This is a genomic window from Oceanobacillus sp. E9 (assembly GCF_001741975.1).
Lineage (GTDB): Bacteria > Bacillota > Bacilli > Bacillales > Amphibacillaceae > Oceanobacillus > Oceanobacillus kimchii.
The window spans coordinates 491,873-507,205 of record NZ_LSNA01000006.1; the positions used below are offsets into that span (position 1 = coordinate 491,873).

The window sequence follows — 15,333 nt, forward strand, 5'->3', positions numbered from 1 at the left end:
AGTAATTTATAGAAAAATTTACCAATAGTAACTACTTTTTAATCCTGTTGTAATACGCACGAAACATTTATGGGGTACACTATAAATAACTAATTGACCCCCTTTTAATAGATAGATTAGTTATTTTGCACAGGTTGTTATAACCTGTGCTTTTTTTTGCTATAACTTGTCCTGTTTTGTCGTGTATTCGAAGTTCTTTTAATTGCTTGTTGTGGTGAATTGCTTCATTGTATAATATAAGTAGAGTTAAAAATTTAAATACCTAATCTATATAAACGAAAGTAATAAAGGGGCGAGGATATTGAGTCAAGAACAAGAAACGAAGCTCGTAATCATTACTGGAATGTCAGGTGCAGGGAAAACAGTGGCTATCCAGAGCTTTGAGGATTTAGGATATTATTGCGTTGATAATTTACCTCCTGCATTACTTCCAAAATTTTTAGAATTGATGAGAGATGCAACAAATAATATTCAAAAGGTTGCATTAGTCATGGATCTACGTGGCAGAGAATTTTTTGATTCACTTTTTGAAGCCCTAGATGTTTTAGCGAAAGAGAATTGGCTTGAAGGTCACATTTTATTTTTAGATGCAAAAGACGAAGCTTTAGTAACACGCTACAAAGAGACAAGACGTTCTCACCCGTTAGCTACCGATGGTTTGCCATTAGATGGAATAAAACAGGAAAGAGAAATCTTGGACGAACTTAGAGGAAGAGCTCAACGAATTATTGATACAACAAATTTAAAGCCGAGAAATTTACGAGAGAAAATATTGAAAGTGTATAAAGAAGAAAAGCAAGAAGTATTTTCCGTACACTTTTTATCTTTTGGTTTTAAGTATGGGCTTCCTATTGATGCCGACCTCGTATTTGATGTGAGATTCTTACCAAACCCTCATTATGTCGCGAACTTACAGCCGCTAACGGGATTAAATCCAGATGTATCTTCATATGTATTCAAATGGACGGACACACAAACATTTATTGATAAAGTCACAGATTTACTTAAATTTATGCTCCCTCAATATAAAAAAGAAGGAAAATCACAACTTGTAGTAGCAATTGGTTGTACAGGTGGACAGCATCGTTCTGTAGCATTATCAGAGCATTTCTCTAAGATGTTAAGTAATGATTATACAACTCATGTTAGCCATCGTGATATAGATAAAAGGAAGGTTTTATAATATGGGGACAGTAAGCAATCCAAAAGTAGTAGCAATTGGTGGAGGAACAGGAATGCCTGTATTATTAAGAGGTTTGAAAAAACTACCTATTGATTTAACAGCAATTGTTACTGTAGCGGATGACGGTGGTAGCACTGGTAGAATTCGTAACGAAATGGAAATACCTGCACCAGGAGATATTCGGAATGTGATTGCTGCACTTTCTGATGCTGAACCAATGCTATTAGAGTTATTCCAACATCGTTTTACACAAGGAAATGGATTGTCCGGGCATTCTATGGGGAATCTTTTGTTAGCGGCAATGACTTCAGTTACTGGCAACTTTAACAATGGAATTAAAGAAATTTCCCGAGTTTTAAACGTAAAAGGAAAAATCTATCCAATATCCAATGAAAATATGTCTTTACACGCAGAAATGGTAGACGGAGAAATTGTATCAGGAGAGTCAAATATTCCACTAGCTCAAAAGAAAATAAAGAGAGTATTTCTTGAACCTCAGCCTGTTAAGCCATTGCCAAATGCTGTTAGAGCAATTAAATCCGCGGATCTTATAGTGATTTCTCCTGGTAGTTTATACACTTCGATAATGCCTAATTTAATTGTTCCACAAGTAAAAGAAGCAATCGCTTCTTCAAAAGCAAAAGTAGTCTACGTATGTAATGCAATGACACAGGACGGTGAAACAACGAATTACTCAGCTGCTGACCATGTAAAAGCTATTCATGATCATATTGGTGAACCATGTATAGATGCAATAGTTGTTCATAATAAGATAATTCCAGATAAAATTCAGGCTCTGTACAAAAGTGAGAACGCAACACCAGTAACGTTTGATGAAAAAAGATTAAACAAGATGGGCTTACATGTAATTGCTGGGAATATTTTAGCTGAATCAAATGGAACTTTACGACATGATAATGAAAAGATAGCATCTTTACTATTTGATTTTGTTTAGTTGATTTGAATATGATAGAAAAAGGGGGGAGTAACATGTCTTTCGCATCGGAAATTAAAAAAGAATTGACAGCGATAGAATCAGACAAGTGTTGTCAACTAGCAGAACTTGCAGCCTTGGTCAGGATGAACGGAGCAATTTCTATTTCACGCCAAGGCTATTCTCTAGATGTTCAGACTGAGAATGCAGCAATAGCGAGACGCATCTATACATTGATTAAGGAGAACTATTCGATAGCAGTGGAATTACTCGTCCGTAAAAAAATGAAATTAAAAAAGAATAATGTTTATATTGTACGATTAAAAGAGGAAGTACAATTACTTTTAGAAGATCTAGATTTAATTGAAAACCAATATACAATTGTTCGGACAATCTCAAATAAGTACTTGGAAAAAGAATGCTGTCAAAAGTCTTATTTAAGAGGGGCTTTTTTAGCAGGAGGATCGATGAATAATCCTGAAACATCTTCCTATCATTTAGAAATCTTTAATTATTATGAGGAGCATGCTGAATCCTTACAGAAATTACTGAACTCGTATGGCCTTCATGCGCGATTATTAGAACGAAAAAATGGCTACATCGTATATATGAAGGAAGCGGAAAAGATTACGGAATTCCTAAGTATAATTGGAGCACATAAAGCATTATTTAAATTTGAAGACGTACGAATTGTTAGAGATATGAGAAATTCTGTTAATCGACTTGTGAATTGTGAAACAGCTAACTTGAATAAAACAATAGGAGCGGCCTTTCGACAGATTGAAAACATAAAATTAATAGAGCGAACCGTTGGACTGGATCAATTGCCTGATAAATTACAAGAAATAGCAAAACTTCGGATTCAGTATGAAGATGTTTCATTAAAAGAACTAGGTGAACTGGTGACCAGTGGTACGATCTCAAAATCTGGTGTGAACCACCGACTGAAAAAAATCGATGAGTTCGCTGAAAAGATTAAACGAGGAGAAACCTTATCTTAGACAAGTAATGCGGTAAATAGAGTATTATGATATAATACGATTAATTTCATAATATTTATAATTTAATTAAGTGATTTTCTGATAGAGGATTCTCTATCAGAAAACATATGATAGCGTTTTCGAATTTTAGGGGAGGATGAGAGTATTGGTAGAAAAATTTGTAACGGTTGAATTAGAAACCGGATTACAAGCTAGACCGGCAGCACAATTTGTTCAAGAAGCAAATCGTTTTTCATCCCATATCTTTTTGGAAAAAGATGATAAGAAAATAAATGCTAAAAGTATAATGGGATTAATGAGTTTAGCGATTACAAAAGGAGAAAAAATAAAATTGATTGCTGAGGGACCTGATGAGGATACAGCAATAAAACATTTAGAAAAATATGTATATAACGAAGAAGATTAAAATATCAATTTTGTAGATAGTTACTATATCTTTAAAAGGCTACTATATTACCAATATGAAAGGTTAATGGTAGCTGATTTTATGTATATGATATACAGTCTCCTTTAAAATACACAAACGTTCTAGATAAAATAAAGTATATCAATTTTAAAGGAGTAAGATTAAAAATGCCTCGCAATAAAGATGAAGATTCAAAAGAACGAATTTTACAGTTTGCTGAAGAATTGTTTATGAAGAAAGGGTATCGCTCTGTTACTACTCGTGAAATCTCAGCTAAATGTAAGATATCTCAGCCTGCATTATATTATCATTACCCAGATAAGGAATCATTATATATTGCAATGTTAACAAGATTTGTAAAGAGAATTAAATCTAAATTAAATGTGATATCTGATGAACCTTTGGAACAACGACTGCGATTAATGCTGGAAATCTTAGCGGATGAACATCCTACTAGTATTATGATAATGGTTCATGATATTTCCGTTGAATTTAAACATGAGAACAAACATAAAATTTATTTATTGTGGAGAGGAGCATACTTAGAACCTTTTATTAACGTATTTGAAGAATTGAAAGAGAGAGGTAAACTAAGAAAACATATTGCCCCCGAAGAAGCTGCAAGATTTTGTTTGTTAACGATGGGACAAACAATATCAACTTGGACTAATAACACTCATTCATTATCCACTCAGTATGATTTGCTTGTTGATTTTATCCTTCACGGTACTGTAAATTCATAGTATATAAATCTTAAGAGGTTAAGGCAGACCAAATATTTAATTTAGAAGAGAGCTTTTAGATTTCAAATTTGAATTCATCTAGTTAATAACTTTTGCCTTAATCTCTTTTTTTATGAGGTTTACTTATCAATTGATAAGTAAACCTCATTGTGTTATAAAGAAATTAGCTTTTAATAACAGTGAAAGAGAGATTTATATGAAAAAAGTATCAAAAATTATTTTACTAGTATTGCTTTTATTAATTATCGTAAGCGGTTTAGCCTTTTATTATTGGACTCAACAAACCTATTCGCCATCTAGTACATTAACTAAATTAGTGGATGAAGATGAGATAACATATTTCGAAGATTGGCTAGTCTTTGACTCAAAGGGAGAAGGACAAACTAAAGGTGGAATCATAATATATCCAGGAGCTAAAGTAGAGCCAGAAGCATACAGCTATTACGGTCAAGAATTATCTAAACGTGGATATTTAGTAGCAATACCTAATGTTCGATTAAATTTACCGATTTTAGAAGTTGATAAAGCGGAAGAAATCATTGATAAATATGCTACTGTGGAAGATTGGTTTATTGGAGGTCATTCATTAGGCGGCGTTGCTGCATCAAGCTATGCAAAAGAACATTCAGATATAATCACAGGTGTTTTTTTCTTGGGTTCTTTTCCAAGTGATAATAATGATTTCAGTAACTCTTCCATATCAACCTTATCTTTGTTTGCAGATAAAGATGGCCTTACTACACTCGATAAAATAGATGAAACGGGTAATTTACTATCTGATAACACGGTAATGAAAGAGATAAGGGGAGGAAATCACTCTCAATTTGGTGTTTATGGTAAACAAAAGGGTGATGGTGAGGCGACAATTTCGGTAGTTGAGCAGCAACACATCGTCATAGAGTCTATTTTAGATTGGGTAAATAATGAATAGTTACATAATCTATAAACCAATGTAAGGAGGGAAATAAATGGATAGTTATTTATACTTTATCTATACACTAATTTATATTGGTATATTAATCTTTTCTTTAAATCAAAAAAAGATCGATTCCTATTTTTCACGTCGGTCATTTATTTATTTAGTTATTGTTGGACTTATAGTAGATAATGCAATTGTTGCAATAGGTAGATTCATAGGAGAAGGAGCTTTATTAGAAAACCTAAATTACCTTCGTTACTGGAGTCATGCATTTTTAACACCAACATTAGTTTTATACTGTATTGGAGCTTTAGAAGGGTCTAAATATATTTCCATAAGAAAAACTGCTCTATATGGAGCTACATTAATCACAGTTTTGTTAATTGCAGTTGAAGTACAAACCGAACTAATAAATTTAATGTTACAACCACAGTGGGAATTTGGTGTTTTACGTTATGTACCTATAGAAACTTCTTCTGGACCACCTATAATGATTTTAATTGTTACCCTTATACTTCTATTGACAGGTGTGCTTTTATGGATATTTGACAAATGGGTATGGTTGTTAGTTGGGGCTAGTTTAATGACAATTGGTAGTATCGTATCATTTCCTATTGATAGTGGAGCAATCACAAATGGATTTGAAGTAATATTAATTATATTTTTAATGCTAACAAAGCAACATTTAGAAAGAGATTTATACACATAAATTTGGATATAGATATAATTAGTTACTTTTATTAAATGGTATTATATGCTTGTTTGTTTAATTTCCCTATAATTATTCTTCAACGATATAACCGTGGGCGGCTGCAAAGAATATTAATTTTAAAGGACATAAAAAATGTTGAGCTTGAGTAAGCTCAACATTTTTTATGACTATTTACGTTCTAGAATTTTATCTATCAAGCCATATTCAACAGACTGATCAGCTGTCATGAAATTATCACGTTCTGTATCACGCTCAATAACCTCAAGAGGTTGACCTGTCTTCTCAGCCATGATTTCATTCATACGACGTTTAATATCAATAATACGTTTTGCATGAATTTCAATATCAGTTGCTTGACCTTGTGTACCACCTAATGGTTGGTGAATCATGATTTCACTATTTGGTAAAGCAAATCGTTTACCTTTTTCACCAGCTGTAAGTAGGAAAGCACCCATAGATGCTGCCATACCGATACAAATAGTGGATACGTTAGGTTTAATGAAATTCATTGTATCATAAATTGCCATCCCAGCCGTAATTGATCCACCAGGTGAATTAATATATAAGGAGATATCTTTATCTGGGTCTTCGGCTTCTAAGAAAAGTAGCTGTGCTACAATAGAATTCGAGACATTATCATCAATGCCGCTTCCTAATAAGATAATACGATCTTTAAGTAAACGAGAGTAAATATCATATGCGCGCTCTCCACGGTTAGTTTGTTCAATAACTGTAGGTACTAAATTCATCATACATCCTCCTTTAATTTCCAAGTGAAATAGTTCTTCCATGGAATGTGTATAAACTTATCATAGCTCATTGGTCAATAAAGGTCAAACGAAAAGTTTAACTAATTAATAACCATTTCCATGATTCCCCATTTATTTAATTATAAACGTATTCCTTTTTTTATAAAAGCATTAAAAAATCCTTGTTTCTCTCTAAGAACGCTTGTATAATAATGGATGTGTCTTCAAAATTTTATATTTGCGCCCGTAGCTCAGTTGGATAGAGCACTGGTTTCCGGTACCAGGTTTGCCGGGGGTTCGAATCCCTCCGGGCGCATCACTCAAAAGCAATAATGACAAGGGAGTAAGAAAATACTTCCCTTGTCTTTTTTATTTGAAAAATACTTGATGCAAACGAATTGCGAACCTTCGTGTTTCGAAATAATATTTCGAAATTTAATTTTTCATATGTTACTTGAATTAGCAATGTCTGCGATTCTTATTGAGGATGGATTTATGGAGTCAACGACTGACATTAAAAGATGCGTTGTAGTAGCGTATTAAAACAGAAAAGACTTAGCAAAAGCTATTGCATCACACTTTGGATTAAAGAAAAAGTTTGGAGGGAGTAAAGGTCAAGCGTATGTAGAAATTATTGCCCATTCATTGTGTGGGTACAATACTGCTAATACTGGGATGATAGAGCCGTTATCGTAAACGTCTTTAGTTCTAGTAATTGCTATGTCCGCTTTTTTATTTGGAAACACATCATATGCTTCTGAAGTCACCGCTATAGATGATCCGACTCTTTTGAAAACATTCAGACCATACAAATTTAAAACAAAAGATGGGCAGTGGGATGGACAATTAGTAGTTCCATCTGGAGGTGCAGACGTTAAGGTGACTGTAAGGAAGTTGAACTTTACTGGAGACCCAATGGTTCGTTTATGCAATGCAGCATCCGGAAATTGTACTGGGTTTGGTCCATTAAGGCAGCCAAGCTTGACCAGAACTTTTACCAACATGTTACCTGGGACATACTATGGAGATGTAGTTACCGGAACGGTAACATCTAGTGGTACTATTAGCTTTAATGTTAGATAAAGAACAGGTACTACTAAAAATATTGATTTATTGGTCTCTTAAAGGAGGCCTTTTCTTTTGCGAAATTAACAGGTTAGGCAAATAGAAGAAGGAAAATTAACGTAGGCTTAATGCAGGGAATTTAAAATTAAAAAAGCCTTCCTAGCGAGGGCTTTAAATAAAATGTGTTATCTACTATTAGATTTGTCCAATCTCCTTTTTATTAATTGCGTATGTTGATTATGAAAGGAGTGATAAAACTATGTGTTATTATGATGATAAGTGTAGAAAGAAACACAAAAAATGTTGTAAATGTCACTGCTACAAGAAAAAAGAGAATCATTGTGGTTGTTTTAGAGAAAATGACAACTATGATAATCGATTTCATGATAGATATCGAGATGATAACTATCATAGAAAGTGTAGTAAGAAGAAATTCTGTTATTGTTGTAACAGATATTACTAAAACAGAGCCCTCCCAGTGAGGGCTTTATTTTACTTTAACAAAAGGACTATATTAATTTATCCTTTTCAATTTGTAATTTGAATTTATCTGATAACGAGCAATTTTTCTCAGCTTTAAGTTTATAGACTTCCGCTTCTTGGTAAGATTCAAATGTCATTTCATCTGTATCCTCTGAATGAAATGAAATGCTTCGACTTTATCTCTTACTATTTGAATTTTATACACAATAAATTTCCCTTTAATCAATCGTTTCCTTATTTCTTCTGTAAATCCAAGTTTTTCTTAGTATTTTCAGCAAAGGCCGAAACGATGAGAGAGAAACTACCTAGTAAATAAACAATATTTCCGTCAAGATAATTTCTCAACTGAGGGATTTTTTGATTTTTTATTTTATAAACTTATAAAAATATATGACATCTGTTTATACGAGAATTACTATTCTTAATACTATTAATTAATATATATAGATTTTTGGGAATGGAAGGTGTGCTAATGTGTTATGAGTAGATACTTTAGTAAAAGATGTAAATATCCGGTTAATAATGATTCGCAATTTATTTGTCACAATAAAGATAAGTATTGTAAAAAATGTACTTGTGTAAAAGATTATTGTAATCCACAAATTATCATTAATTGTGGTAATGAAGCAAATGGAGTAACTGGCTCTACAGGAGAAGCAGGCCCAACCGGAGCAACGGGAGAAGCAGGCCCAACGGGAGCAACGGGAGAAGCAGGCCCAACGGGAGCAACGGGAGAAGCAGGCCCAACGGGAGCAACGGGAGAAGCAGGCCCAACGGGAGCAACAGGAGAAGCAGGTCCCACGGGAGCAACGGGAGAAGCAGGCCCAACGGGAGCAACGGGAGAAGCAGGCCCAACGGGAGAAGCAGGCCCAGCAGGAGCAACGGGAGAAGCAGGCCCAACAGGAGCAACAGGAGAAGCAGGCCAAACGGGAGCAACGGGAGAAGCAGGTCCAACGGGAGCAAAGGGAGAAGCAGGCCCAACGGGAGCAACAGGAGAAGCAGGTCCAGCAGGAGCAACAGGAGAAGCAGGTCCAACGGGAGCAAAGGGAGAAGCAGGCCCAACGGGAGCAACAGGAGAAGCAGGTCCAACGGGAGCAACAGGAGAAGCAGGTCCAACGGGAGCAACGGGAGAAGCAGGCCCAACGGGAGCAACAGGAGAAGCAGGTCCAGCAGGAGCAACGGGAGAAGCAGGTCCAACGGGGGCAACTCCTTTTTTTGTTCAAACTACAACACTAGGGACCGTTGACTCAGAGATATCGTTTGACCAAGGTGGAGGAAATAATCAAGCTTTAGGAGCATTAGTATTTATACAAGAAGAAATAACAGTCACGGAAATGACGGTGTATATAATTCAAAATGGAGCTGCAACTGGAGATTTTCAAATGGCCATTTTGGAGCCGGATACGAATATTACGACTACTGTCATAGCTATCACGGATGTAGTTACAACCGTGTCAAGTGGGTTAATAACATTACCATTACTTTCATCAATTGTCTTAAATGATGATTCAAGCTATTATTTAGCAATATATAATCAAGTCAATGGTTCAGCGATAGCCGGAAAAGTAGCTGGATTTGGGAGTGTTCAAGAAGTAGCACCAATTAACTTCAGGTCTCAAAATTTAACCAATTTTAATGTAGGTCAAGTAATTAATACGAGTGATGTGTCACTACAATTAACACCTTGGTTAGCTGCAGAATAGTGATAGATATCATTTTCATAATGTGTTTTATAAGAATATATAGAGAGAGATGTACTGTCATCTCTCTACTAACGTTCCCTTAATGGTTAGTGGAGGATTCGCTCTATTAATCTCGATTTTATTTGAAATTACATAAGTATTTTTCATTTGCTTCATAAATCCAAGTGGACTGATAGTAGGATTGAACCTTCACTATTATTCAGGTATATAGCGCTTTTGCGATAAGATTCATGCAATATAAAAAAGAGCAATAACCGCTTTATTTGGCATTAGCTCTTCTTTTTTCTCATGAAGTAGGTTCATATATATCCCATGCTAATTTTAAAGATTCGACGATATAATCGGCAACTTCTTCTATCTCATGGTAGTCGGTATCTATTCTTGAATGATGTTGCTCATATATTGGTCTTCTGTCTTCATATAATTGTTTCATTTCCTTCATCGTCTTACCTTGAAGTACAGGTCGACTTTCCATTAATAGTTCGATACGGTCTTTCCAACGTTCCCAAGATAAATCCAGATAAAATATAATACTAGAATTTAGACATATATCTTGTATTTCTTTTTGTAAAAATGCCCCTCCGCCTAAAGATACAACTTTGAGTCGCTGTTGACATATTTCAGATATAATATCTTTTTCCGCTTTACGGAATGTTTCTTCTCCATATAGTCGAAAAATATCTTTGGCTGGCATCTCAAATCTTTTTTCGATTTTTTCATCTATGTCTATAAAATCACGGAATAATTTCTTTGCTACGGTTTTACCGATAGTAGTTTTTCCAACTCCCATAAAACCTATTAAAACTATACTTTGTTCTCTTAATGGAAACTTCCCCATGTTGTTCCTCCTACATACGATCTTTACGCTAGTATAATGGAATATATGATAGTTTGCACGAATTTTATGAGTGATCCTGAATGGCTTTTTTTGCGAGTTTATCCGCATGATAATTTTGCTTTTCTGGAATCCATTTGATGAAGAAGAATGGAAACTCTGATGAAATTTGATTTATTGTACGTAAGAAAGATTGAAACATTTTATTTTTAGTATATCCTTTTTCAATTGAGTCCGCTGCAACTTTGGAATCTGTACGAAACGACAATATCTCATTAGGAAAATGTTTCTTACATATTTCTAATCCATGAATAATCGCATGGAATTCTGCTTCATGATTTGACATGGTTGGAAGTGGAATGGAATATTGATAACTTTGTTTACCAACTTTTATATAAATTCCCGCCCCGCCAACGCCGGGATTTCCTAATGTTGCTCCATCTGTATATACCTCAATCAATATGAACACCTCAAATTGTAAACTTAAAAACACTATCTCAGTATATAAGAATTTCTAATAAAAATAAAATAGTACAAAATTTTAGTAACATACTAAATAATATATATGTTGCAATTTTAAATAATTTTCAGTATATTATAAGAAACTCTGTTCAATATAGAAAATTAAAAAGGGGGAGAATCTTTGTCTGAAGTTATTCTTGAATTAAAGAATCTCAGTACACACTTTACGACGAAGAAGGAAAAGGTTCCCGCTGTCGATCGTGTGAGTTTGCAAATAAAAAAAGGAGAGGTAGTTGGCATTGTAGGTGAATCTGGTTCCGGGAAAAGTGTAACATCGCTATCAATAATGAAATTAGTACCTAACCCTCCAGGAGAAATTGTGGAAGGGGAGATTATGTTTAAAGGGGTAGATTTAACAAAGACAACAGAGAAAAAAATGAAGAAAATACGTGGTAATGAAATTTCGATGATATTTCAAGAGCCGATGACTTCTTTGAATCCATTATTTACGATTGGTAATCAGATGTGTGAAGCAATTCGTTTACACCATAAGATGAAAAAGAAAAAGGCAATTGAGAAATCTGTAGAAATGCTTAAATTAGTAGGTATAGCAAGAGCAGAATCTATTGTTAATGAATATCCGCATCAACTTTCTGGAGGTATGAGACAAAGAGTTATGATTGCCATGTCAATGGCTTGTAATCCAGATTTATTGATAGCGGATGAACCAACAACAGCATTGGATGTAACGATTCAAGCACAAATTCTAGACTTAATGAAAAGCTTGAATGATGAACAAGGTACAGCAATTTTATTAATTACGCATGATTTAGGGGTAGTAGCTGATATATGTGATCGTGTAGTAGTGATGTATTCTGGACAAGTCGTTGAACAAGGAACAAAGCGCGAAGTATTAAAAGATCCGAAGCATCCTTATACTAAAGGACTTATCCGCTCTCTACCATATCTACGGAAAAAAGAACAGCAATTATATTCTATACCAGGAACAGTTGCTAAACCAAATCTTAATCATGTTGGATGCAGGTTCGCACCTAGATGTGAATTTGCTTATGAGCGTTGCTTTAAAGAGAACCCAGATTTATATGATATTGGTGAAGGTAGAACTAGTAGATGTTTTCTTCAAGATGAAAAAGAAGGGGGAGCTCTGCCAAATGATTCAAGACAATCAACCCCTCTTGGAGGTTAGAAATCTTAAGAAATACTTTCCTGTTAAAGGTGGCGTCTTGGGACGCTCGGTAGGAGAAGTGAAAGCAGTTGATAATGTAAGCTTTGAAGTATATCCTGGGGAGATTTTAGGAATAGTTGGTGAGTCAGGTTGTGGTAAATCAACAACCGGGAAATCAATTTTACGATTAATCGAACCGACTGAAGGAGAAGTTCTTTTTCAAGGAAATGATATTACGAAACTGAACGCTGAGCAAATGAGGTTATTGAGGAAGGATATGCAGATTATTTTTCAAGATCCTTATGCATCATTAAATCCTAGACATACTGTGGAGAAAATCATTAATGAACCATTAATGATTCATACCGATGCAAAAAAAGCGGAAAGAAAAGAAAGGATAAAAGAATTATTAGAAGTTGTTGGGCTTAGTTCCTATCATGCTTCACGTTACCCGCACCAATTTAGCGGTGGACAGAGGCAGCGTATCGGGATTGCACGAGCACTTGCTAATAATCCAAAACTAATAATATGTGATGAACCTGTATCTGCACTGGATGTTTCCGTACAATCTCAAGTATTAAATTTAATGGAGAATCTTCGTGATGAATTCCAGCTGACGTACATATTTATAGCCCATGATTTAAGTGTAGTAAAGCATATTAGTGATCGTGTAGGTGTGATGTATTTAGGGAAAATGGTAGAGATTGCACCTAAAGACCAATTATACGATAATGCGAAACACCCGTACACTCAAGCGTTGTTATCTGCTGTGCCAGATCCTGATCCCGATATTCAGCGAGAGAGGATCATTTTAGAAGGAGACGTTCCAAGTCCACAAGATCCACCTAGTGGCTGTCCATTCCATACAAGATGTCCCGTGGCAATGGACATCTGTAAAAAAGAATTACCAGAGTTTTTACCAGTTGAGGATAATCATGTTGTAGCATGTCATTTATATAATGATGAGCAACAACATTTATCAAAACAAAAAGAGGGGGAACTAGTATGAAAAAGAAATATCTGATTTTGTTAATACTTACGCTTGTGGTATTGATAATGGCTGCATGTTCTGGTGATGGTGGAGCAAATCCGGAAGATGCTGCAGATGATAGTGCAGGGACAGAAGATAATGGATCTGATGCTTCAGCTTCTGAAGATCAAGTGCTTGTATTTGCCAGAGGTGGAGATTCCGAGAGCTTAGATCCTGGAAGTACAACCGATGGAGAATCCTCAAGAGTAACCAGACAAATTCTAGAAAGTTTACTTGATTTTGATAAAGATTCGTTCGAGATAAAACCAGGTTTAGCACATGATTGGGATATATCAGAAGATGGTCTCACATACACCTTCTATTTAGAAGAGGGGGTTACTTTCCATGATGGAACAGATTTTAATGCTGAAGCTGTAAAAACGAATTTTGAACGCTGGGCAGACCCAAATCATGAGTATGCATTTACTGATGAAGGATTTGTGTACAATATTTACGGAACAATGTTTGGTGGGTTTGAAGGTGATGAAGGACATGTAATAGACGAAATTAATGCTGTAAGTGATCATGAAATTGAGTTCGTATTAAAAGAACCATTAGGATTCTTCTTACAAAATCTAGCGATGTCTTATTTTGCGATAACTTCTCCTGCTGCATTAGAGGAATATGGCCCAGATATTACTGAAAACCCAGTGGGTACGGGACCGTTTAAATTTAATAGTTGGAGTAAAAATGACTCCATAGTATTAGACAAGTTTGAAGATTATCGAGTTGAGGATCAACCTAAGCTAGATCAAGTTATTTTCCAAGTGATACCTGATAATTCAGCACGTTTAATTGCTTTACAGTCAGGTGAAATTGATATGATGGATGGATTAAATCCAGATGATGCTGCTGGTCTAGAAGGGGAAGAAGGAATTGAATTATTAACTCGTGGAGAAAATAACTTTGGATATGTAGGATTCCATACCCAAAAAGAACCAGTTGATCAAAAAGAAGTGAGACAAGCGATTAGCTATGCGATCGATAAACAAGCAATCGCTGATGCATTATATGCAGGTTATGCAACTACAGCAAAGAATCCACTGCCACCAAGTTATCTGGGATATAACGATGGGGTAGAGGGGTATGAATATAATCCAGATCGGGCGAGAGAATTGTTAGAAGAAGCGGGATATGCAGATGGTCTTGAAATTGAATTAATGATTTCTCCAACTGCTCGTCCTTACATGCCAGATCCTGAAACAGTGGCTCAAATTGTACAAGAAAATTTATCTGAAGTAGGTATTGAATTAACAATTACCTCACACGAATGGGCTCCGTATTTAGAGTTAACAGAACAAGGAGAACACCAAATGTACATTTTAGGGTGGTCTGGTACAAATGGTGATCCAGATTACTTCCTAAGTAGCTTATTGCATAGTACAAATATAGGAAGTAGTAATAATACGTTCTATGAAAACACTGAAGTGGATGATTTACTGAATCAGGCTAAACGTGCTGTTGATCAAGAAGAACGTGCTGATTTATACATGCAGGCACAAGAACTAATATCTGAAGATGCACCAATGGTGACACTTGTACACTCAACACCAGTCATGGCTATTTCATCAAATGTACAAAATTATGTACCTCACCCATCAACGAGTGAATCGTTAGCAGAAGTACAGTTAGGAGAATAAAGGAAAGAGGTTGGGACACAACGATAAGTTTTGGTCAAAAAGACGAATGATCATTAAATTAACCGTAAGAAATATACGGAGACTCCTTGAAAATCAAAAATCGATTTTCTACGTGCGATGCAATGCTGTCGAGGTCTTCCTTGTCCTATGGGAGTGAGGCAAAGGCGAGACCCCGATGCATAAGCATCCGGGCGCTCACCAGCTGCCGTTGGATAAGCAAAGTATATTACTGAGGCGGATTATAAACAAATTCATTCGGTATTTATTTGGGTATATACTTTT

Annotated in this window: 17 protein-coding genes and 1 tRNA gene; 15 read left to right on the top strand and 3 right to left on the bottom strand. The window is 35.3% G+C overall.

Translation table 11 applies throughout. The annotated features are described in order from the left end of the window. The first annotated feature begins 301 nt into the window (after positions 1-301). The 8 genes from rapZ to AQ616_RS20195 all read left to right on the top strand — a co-directional run bounded on the left by rapZ (position 302) and on the right by AQ616_RS20195 (position 6,047). Positions 302-1,183 (top strand): RNase adapter RapZ, encoded by an 882-nt coding sequence (gene rapZ, locus AQ616_RS09250; protein ID WP_017797656.1) that lies wholly within the window; start codon positions 302-304, stop codon positions 1,181-1,183. Between the two features lies 1 nt (position 1,184). Further along, positions 1,185-2,138, top strand: a complete 954-nt coding sequence (locus tag AQ616_RS09255; RefSeq protein ID WP_017797655.1) for a gluconeogenesis factor YvcK family protein — start codon at positions 1,185-1,187, stop codon at positions 2,136-2,138. Between the two features lie 35 nt (positions 2,139-2,173). Then, a complete protein-coding gene (whiA, locus tag AQ616_RS09260) occupies positions 2,174-3,118 on the top strand; it encodes a DNA-binding protein WhiA (RefSeq protein ID WP_069685611.1) in 945 nt (314 codons plus the stop codon). 145 nt (positions 3,119-3,263) lie between these two features. Further along, entirely contained in the window at positions 3,264-3,524 is a 261-nt protein-coding gene (locus tag AQ616_RS09265) for an HPr family phosphocarrier protein (protein ID WP_017797653.1), read from the top strand. A gap of 167 nt (positions 3,525-3,691) precedes the next feature. After that, positions 3,692-4,267, top strand: a complete 576-nt coding sequence (locus AQ616_RS09270; protein WP_017797652.1) for a TetR/AcrR family transcriptional regulator — start codon at positions 3,692-3,694, stop codon at positions 4,265-4,267. A gap of 196 nt (positions 4,268-4,463) precedes the next feature. Further along, on the top strand, positions 4,464-5,198 hold the full coding sequence (locus tag AQ616_RS09275; RefSeq protein ID WP_069685612.1) for an alpha/beta hydrolase: 735 nt from the start codon (positions 4,464-4,466) through the stop codon (positions 5,196-5,198). A 37-nt stretch (positions 5,199-5,235) separates the two neighbouring features. After that, positions 5,236-5,895 carry a hypothetical protein gene (locus tag AQ616_RS09280; RefSeq protein WP_069685613.1) on the top strand — a complete coding sequence of 220 codons (660 nt, stop codon included), beginning with the start codon at positions 5,236-5,238 and terminating at the stop codon, positions 5,893-5,895. A 35-nt stretch (positions 5,896-5,930) separates the two neighbouring features. After that, positions 5,931-6,047 (top strand): glycosyl-4,4'-diaponeurosporenoate acyltransferase CrtO family protein, encoded by a 117-nt coding sequence (locus tag AQ616_RS20195; RefSeq protein WP_353048071.1) that lies wholly within the window; start codon positions 5,931-5,933, stop codon positions 6,045-6,047. 18 nt (positions 6,048-6,065) lie between these two features. Here AQ616_RS20195 and clpP read toward each other — a convergent pair whose 3' ends face one another. Then, positions 6,066-6,647, bottom strand: a complete 582-nt coding sequence (clpP, locus tag AQ616_RS09285) for an ATP-dependent Clp endopeptidase proteolytic subunit ClpP (RefSeq protein ID WP_017797649.1) — start codon at positions 6,645-6,647, stop codon at positions 6,066-6,068. Positions 6,648-6,887: 240 nt separating this feature from the next. On the opposite strand from clpP, the gene AQ616_RS09290 reads away from it, so the two are divergent. From AQ616_RS09290 to AQ616_RS19205, 4 genes are all read left to right on the top strand, one after another. Then, positions 6,888-6,963: transfer RNA gene (locus tag AQ616_RS09290), tRNA-Arg, on the top strand. Between the two features lie 404 nt (positions 6,964-7,367). Further along, the gene (locus AQ616_RS09295) at positions 7,368-7,730 is read left to right on the top strand and encodes a hypothetical protein (protein WP_069685614.1); all 363 of its coding nucleotides are present in this window, start codon (positions 7,368-7,370) and stop codon (positions 7,728-7,730) included. 251 nt (positions 7,731-7,981) lie between these two features. Continuing rightward, a complete protein-coding gene (locus tag AQ616_RS09300) occupies positions 7,982-8,194 on the top strand; it encodes a hypothetical protein (RefSeq protein ID WP_017797647.1) in 213 nt (70 codons plus the stop codon). 480 nt (positions 8,195-8,674) lie between these two features. Beyond that, positions 8,675-9,898: a collagen-like domain-containing protein gene (locus AQ616_RS19205; RefSeq protein ID WP_084822455.1), complete on the top strand. Its 1,224-nt coding sequence runs from the start codon at positions 8,675-8,677 to the stop codon at positions 9,896-9,898. Positions 9,899-10,184: 286 nt separating this feature from the next. Here AQ616_RS19205 and AQ616_RS09310 read toward each other — a convergent pair whose 3' ends face one another. Both AQ616_RS09310 and AQ616_RS09315 read right to left on the bottom strand, forming a co-directional pair. Then, a complete protein-coding gene (locus AQ616_RS09310; RefSeq protein ID WP_017797644.1) occupies positions 10,185-10,736 on the bottom strand; it encodes a shikimate kinase in 552 nt (183 codons plus the stop codon). 64 nt (positions 10,737-10,800) lie between these two features. Next, positions 10,801-11,193 carry a reverse transcriptase-like protein gene (locus tag AQ616_RS09315; protein WP_017797643.1) on the bottom strand — a complete coding sequence of 131 codons (393 nt, stop codon included), beginning with the start codon at positions 11,191-11,193 and terminating at the stop codon, positions 10,801-10,803. Positions 11,194-11,376: 183 nt separating this feature from the next. Between AQ616_RS09315 and AQ616_RS09320 the strand changes: the two genes are divergently transcribed. Genes AQ616_RS09320 through AQ616_RS09330 form a run of 3 tightly spaced genes read left to right on the top strand, consistent with a single transcriptional unit; the run spans position 11,377 to position 15,051 of the window. Beyond that, positions 11,377-12,402 carry an ABC transporter ATP-binding protein gene (locus AQ616_RS09320; RefSeq protein ID WP_069685615.1) on the top strand — a complete coding sequence of 342 codons (1,026 nt, stop codon included), beginning with the start codon at positions 11,377-11,379 and terminating at the stop codon, positions 12,400-12,402. Then, complete coding sequence (locus AQ616_RS09325; RefSeq protein WP_017797641.1) at positions 12,368-13,390, top strand: ABC transporter ATP-binding protein; 1,023 nt, start codon at positions 12,368-12,370, stop codon at positions 13,388-13,390. The genes AQ616_RS09320 and AQ616_RS09325 overlap by 35 nt, the downstream gene beginning before the upstream one ends. Continuing rightward, positions 13,387-15,051 carry an ABC transporter substrate-binding protein gene (locus AQ616_RS09330; protein WP_017797640.1) on the top strand — a complete coding sequence of 555 codons (1,665 nt, stop codon included), beginning with the start codon at positions 13,387-13,389 and terminating at the stop codon, positions 15,049-15,051. Before AQ616_RS09325 ends, AQ616_RS09330 begins: the two co-directional genes overlap by 4 nt. The last annotated feature ends 282 nt before the right edge of the window (positions 15,052-15,333 follow it).

Bases quoted from the DNA above. Each gene is read 5' to 3' on its own strand.
- AQ616_RS09270 (WP_017797652.1), top strand. From the start codon at position 3,692: ATGCCTCGCAATAAAGATGAAGATTCAAAAGAACGAATTTTACAGTTT.
- AQ616_RS09295 (WP_069685614.1), top strand. From the start codon at position 7,368: ATGTCCGCTTTTTTATTTGGAAACACATCATATGCTTCTGAAGTCACC.
- AQ616_RS09300 (WP_017797647.1), top strand. From the start codon at position 7,982: ATGATGATAAGTGTAGAAAGAAACACAAAAAATGTTGTAAATGTCACT.
- AQ616_RS09325 (WP_017797641.1), top strand. From the start codon at position 12,368: ATGATTCAAGACAATCAACCCCTCTTGGAGGTTAGAAATCTTAAGAAA.
- clpP (WP_017797649.1), bottom strand. From the start codon at position 6,647: ATGAATTTAGTACCTACAGTTATTGAACAAACTAACCGTGGAGAGCGC.
- AQ616_RS09280 (WP_069685613.1), top strand. From the start codon at position 5,236: ATGGATAGTTATTTATACTTTATCTATACACTAATTTATATTGGTATA.
- whiA (WP_069685611.1), top strand. From the start codon at position 2,174: ATGTCTTTCGCATCGGAAATTAAAAAAGAATTGACAGCGATAGAATCA.
- AQ616_RS09310 (WP_017797644.1), bottom strand. From the start codon at position 10,736: ATGGGGAAGTTTCCATTAAGAGAACAAAGTATAGTTTTAATAGGTTTT.
- AQ616_RS20195 (WP_353048071.1), top strand. From the start codon at position 5,931: ATGGTATTATATGCTTGTTTGTTTAATTTCCCTATAATTATTCTTCAA.
- AQ616_RS09255 (WP_017797655.1), top strand. From the start codon at position 1,185: ATGGGGACAGTAAGCAATCCAAAAGTAGTAGCAATTGGTGGAGGAACA.
- AQ616_RS09330 (WP_017797640.1), top strand. From the start codon at position 13,387: ATGAAAAAGAAATATCTGATTTTGTTAATACTTACGCTTGTGGTATTG.
- AQ616_RS19205 (WP_084822455.1), top strand. From the start codon at position 8,675: ATGAGTAGATACTTTAGTAAAAGATGTAAATATCCGGTTAATAATGAT.
- AQ616_RS09275 (WP_069685612.1), top strand. From the start codon at position 4,464: ATGAAAAAAGTATCAAAAATTATTTTACTAGTATTGCTTTTATTAATT.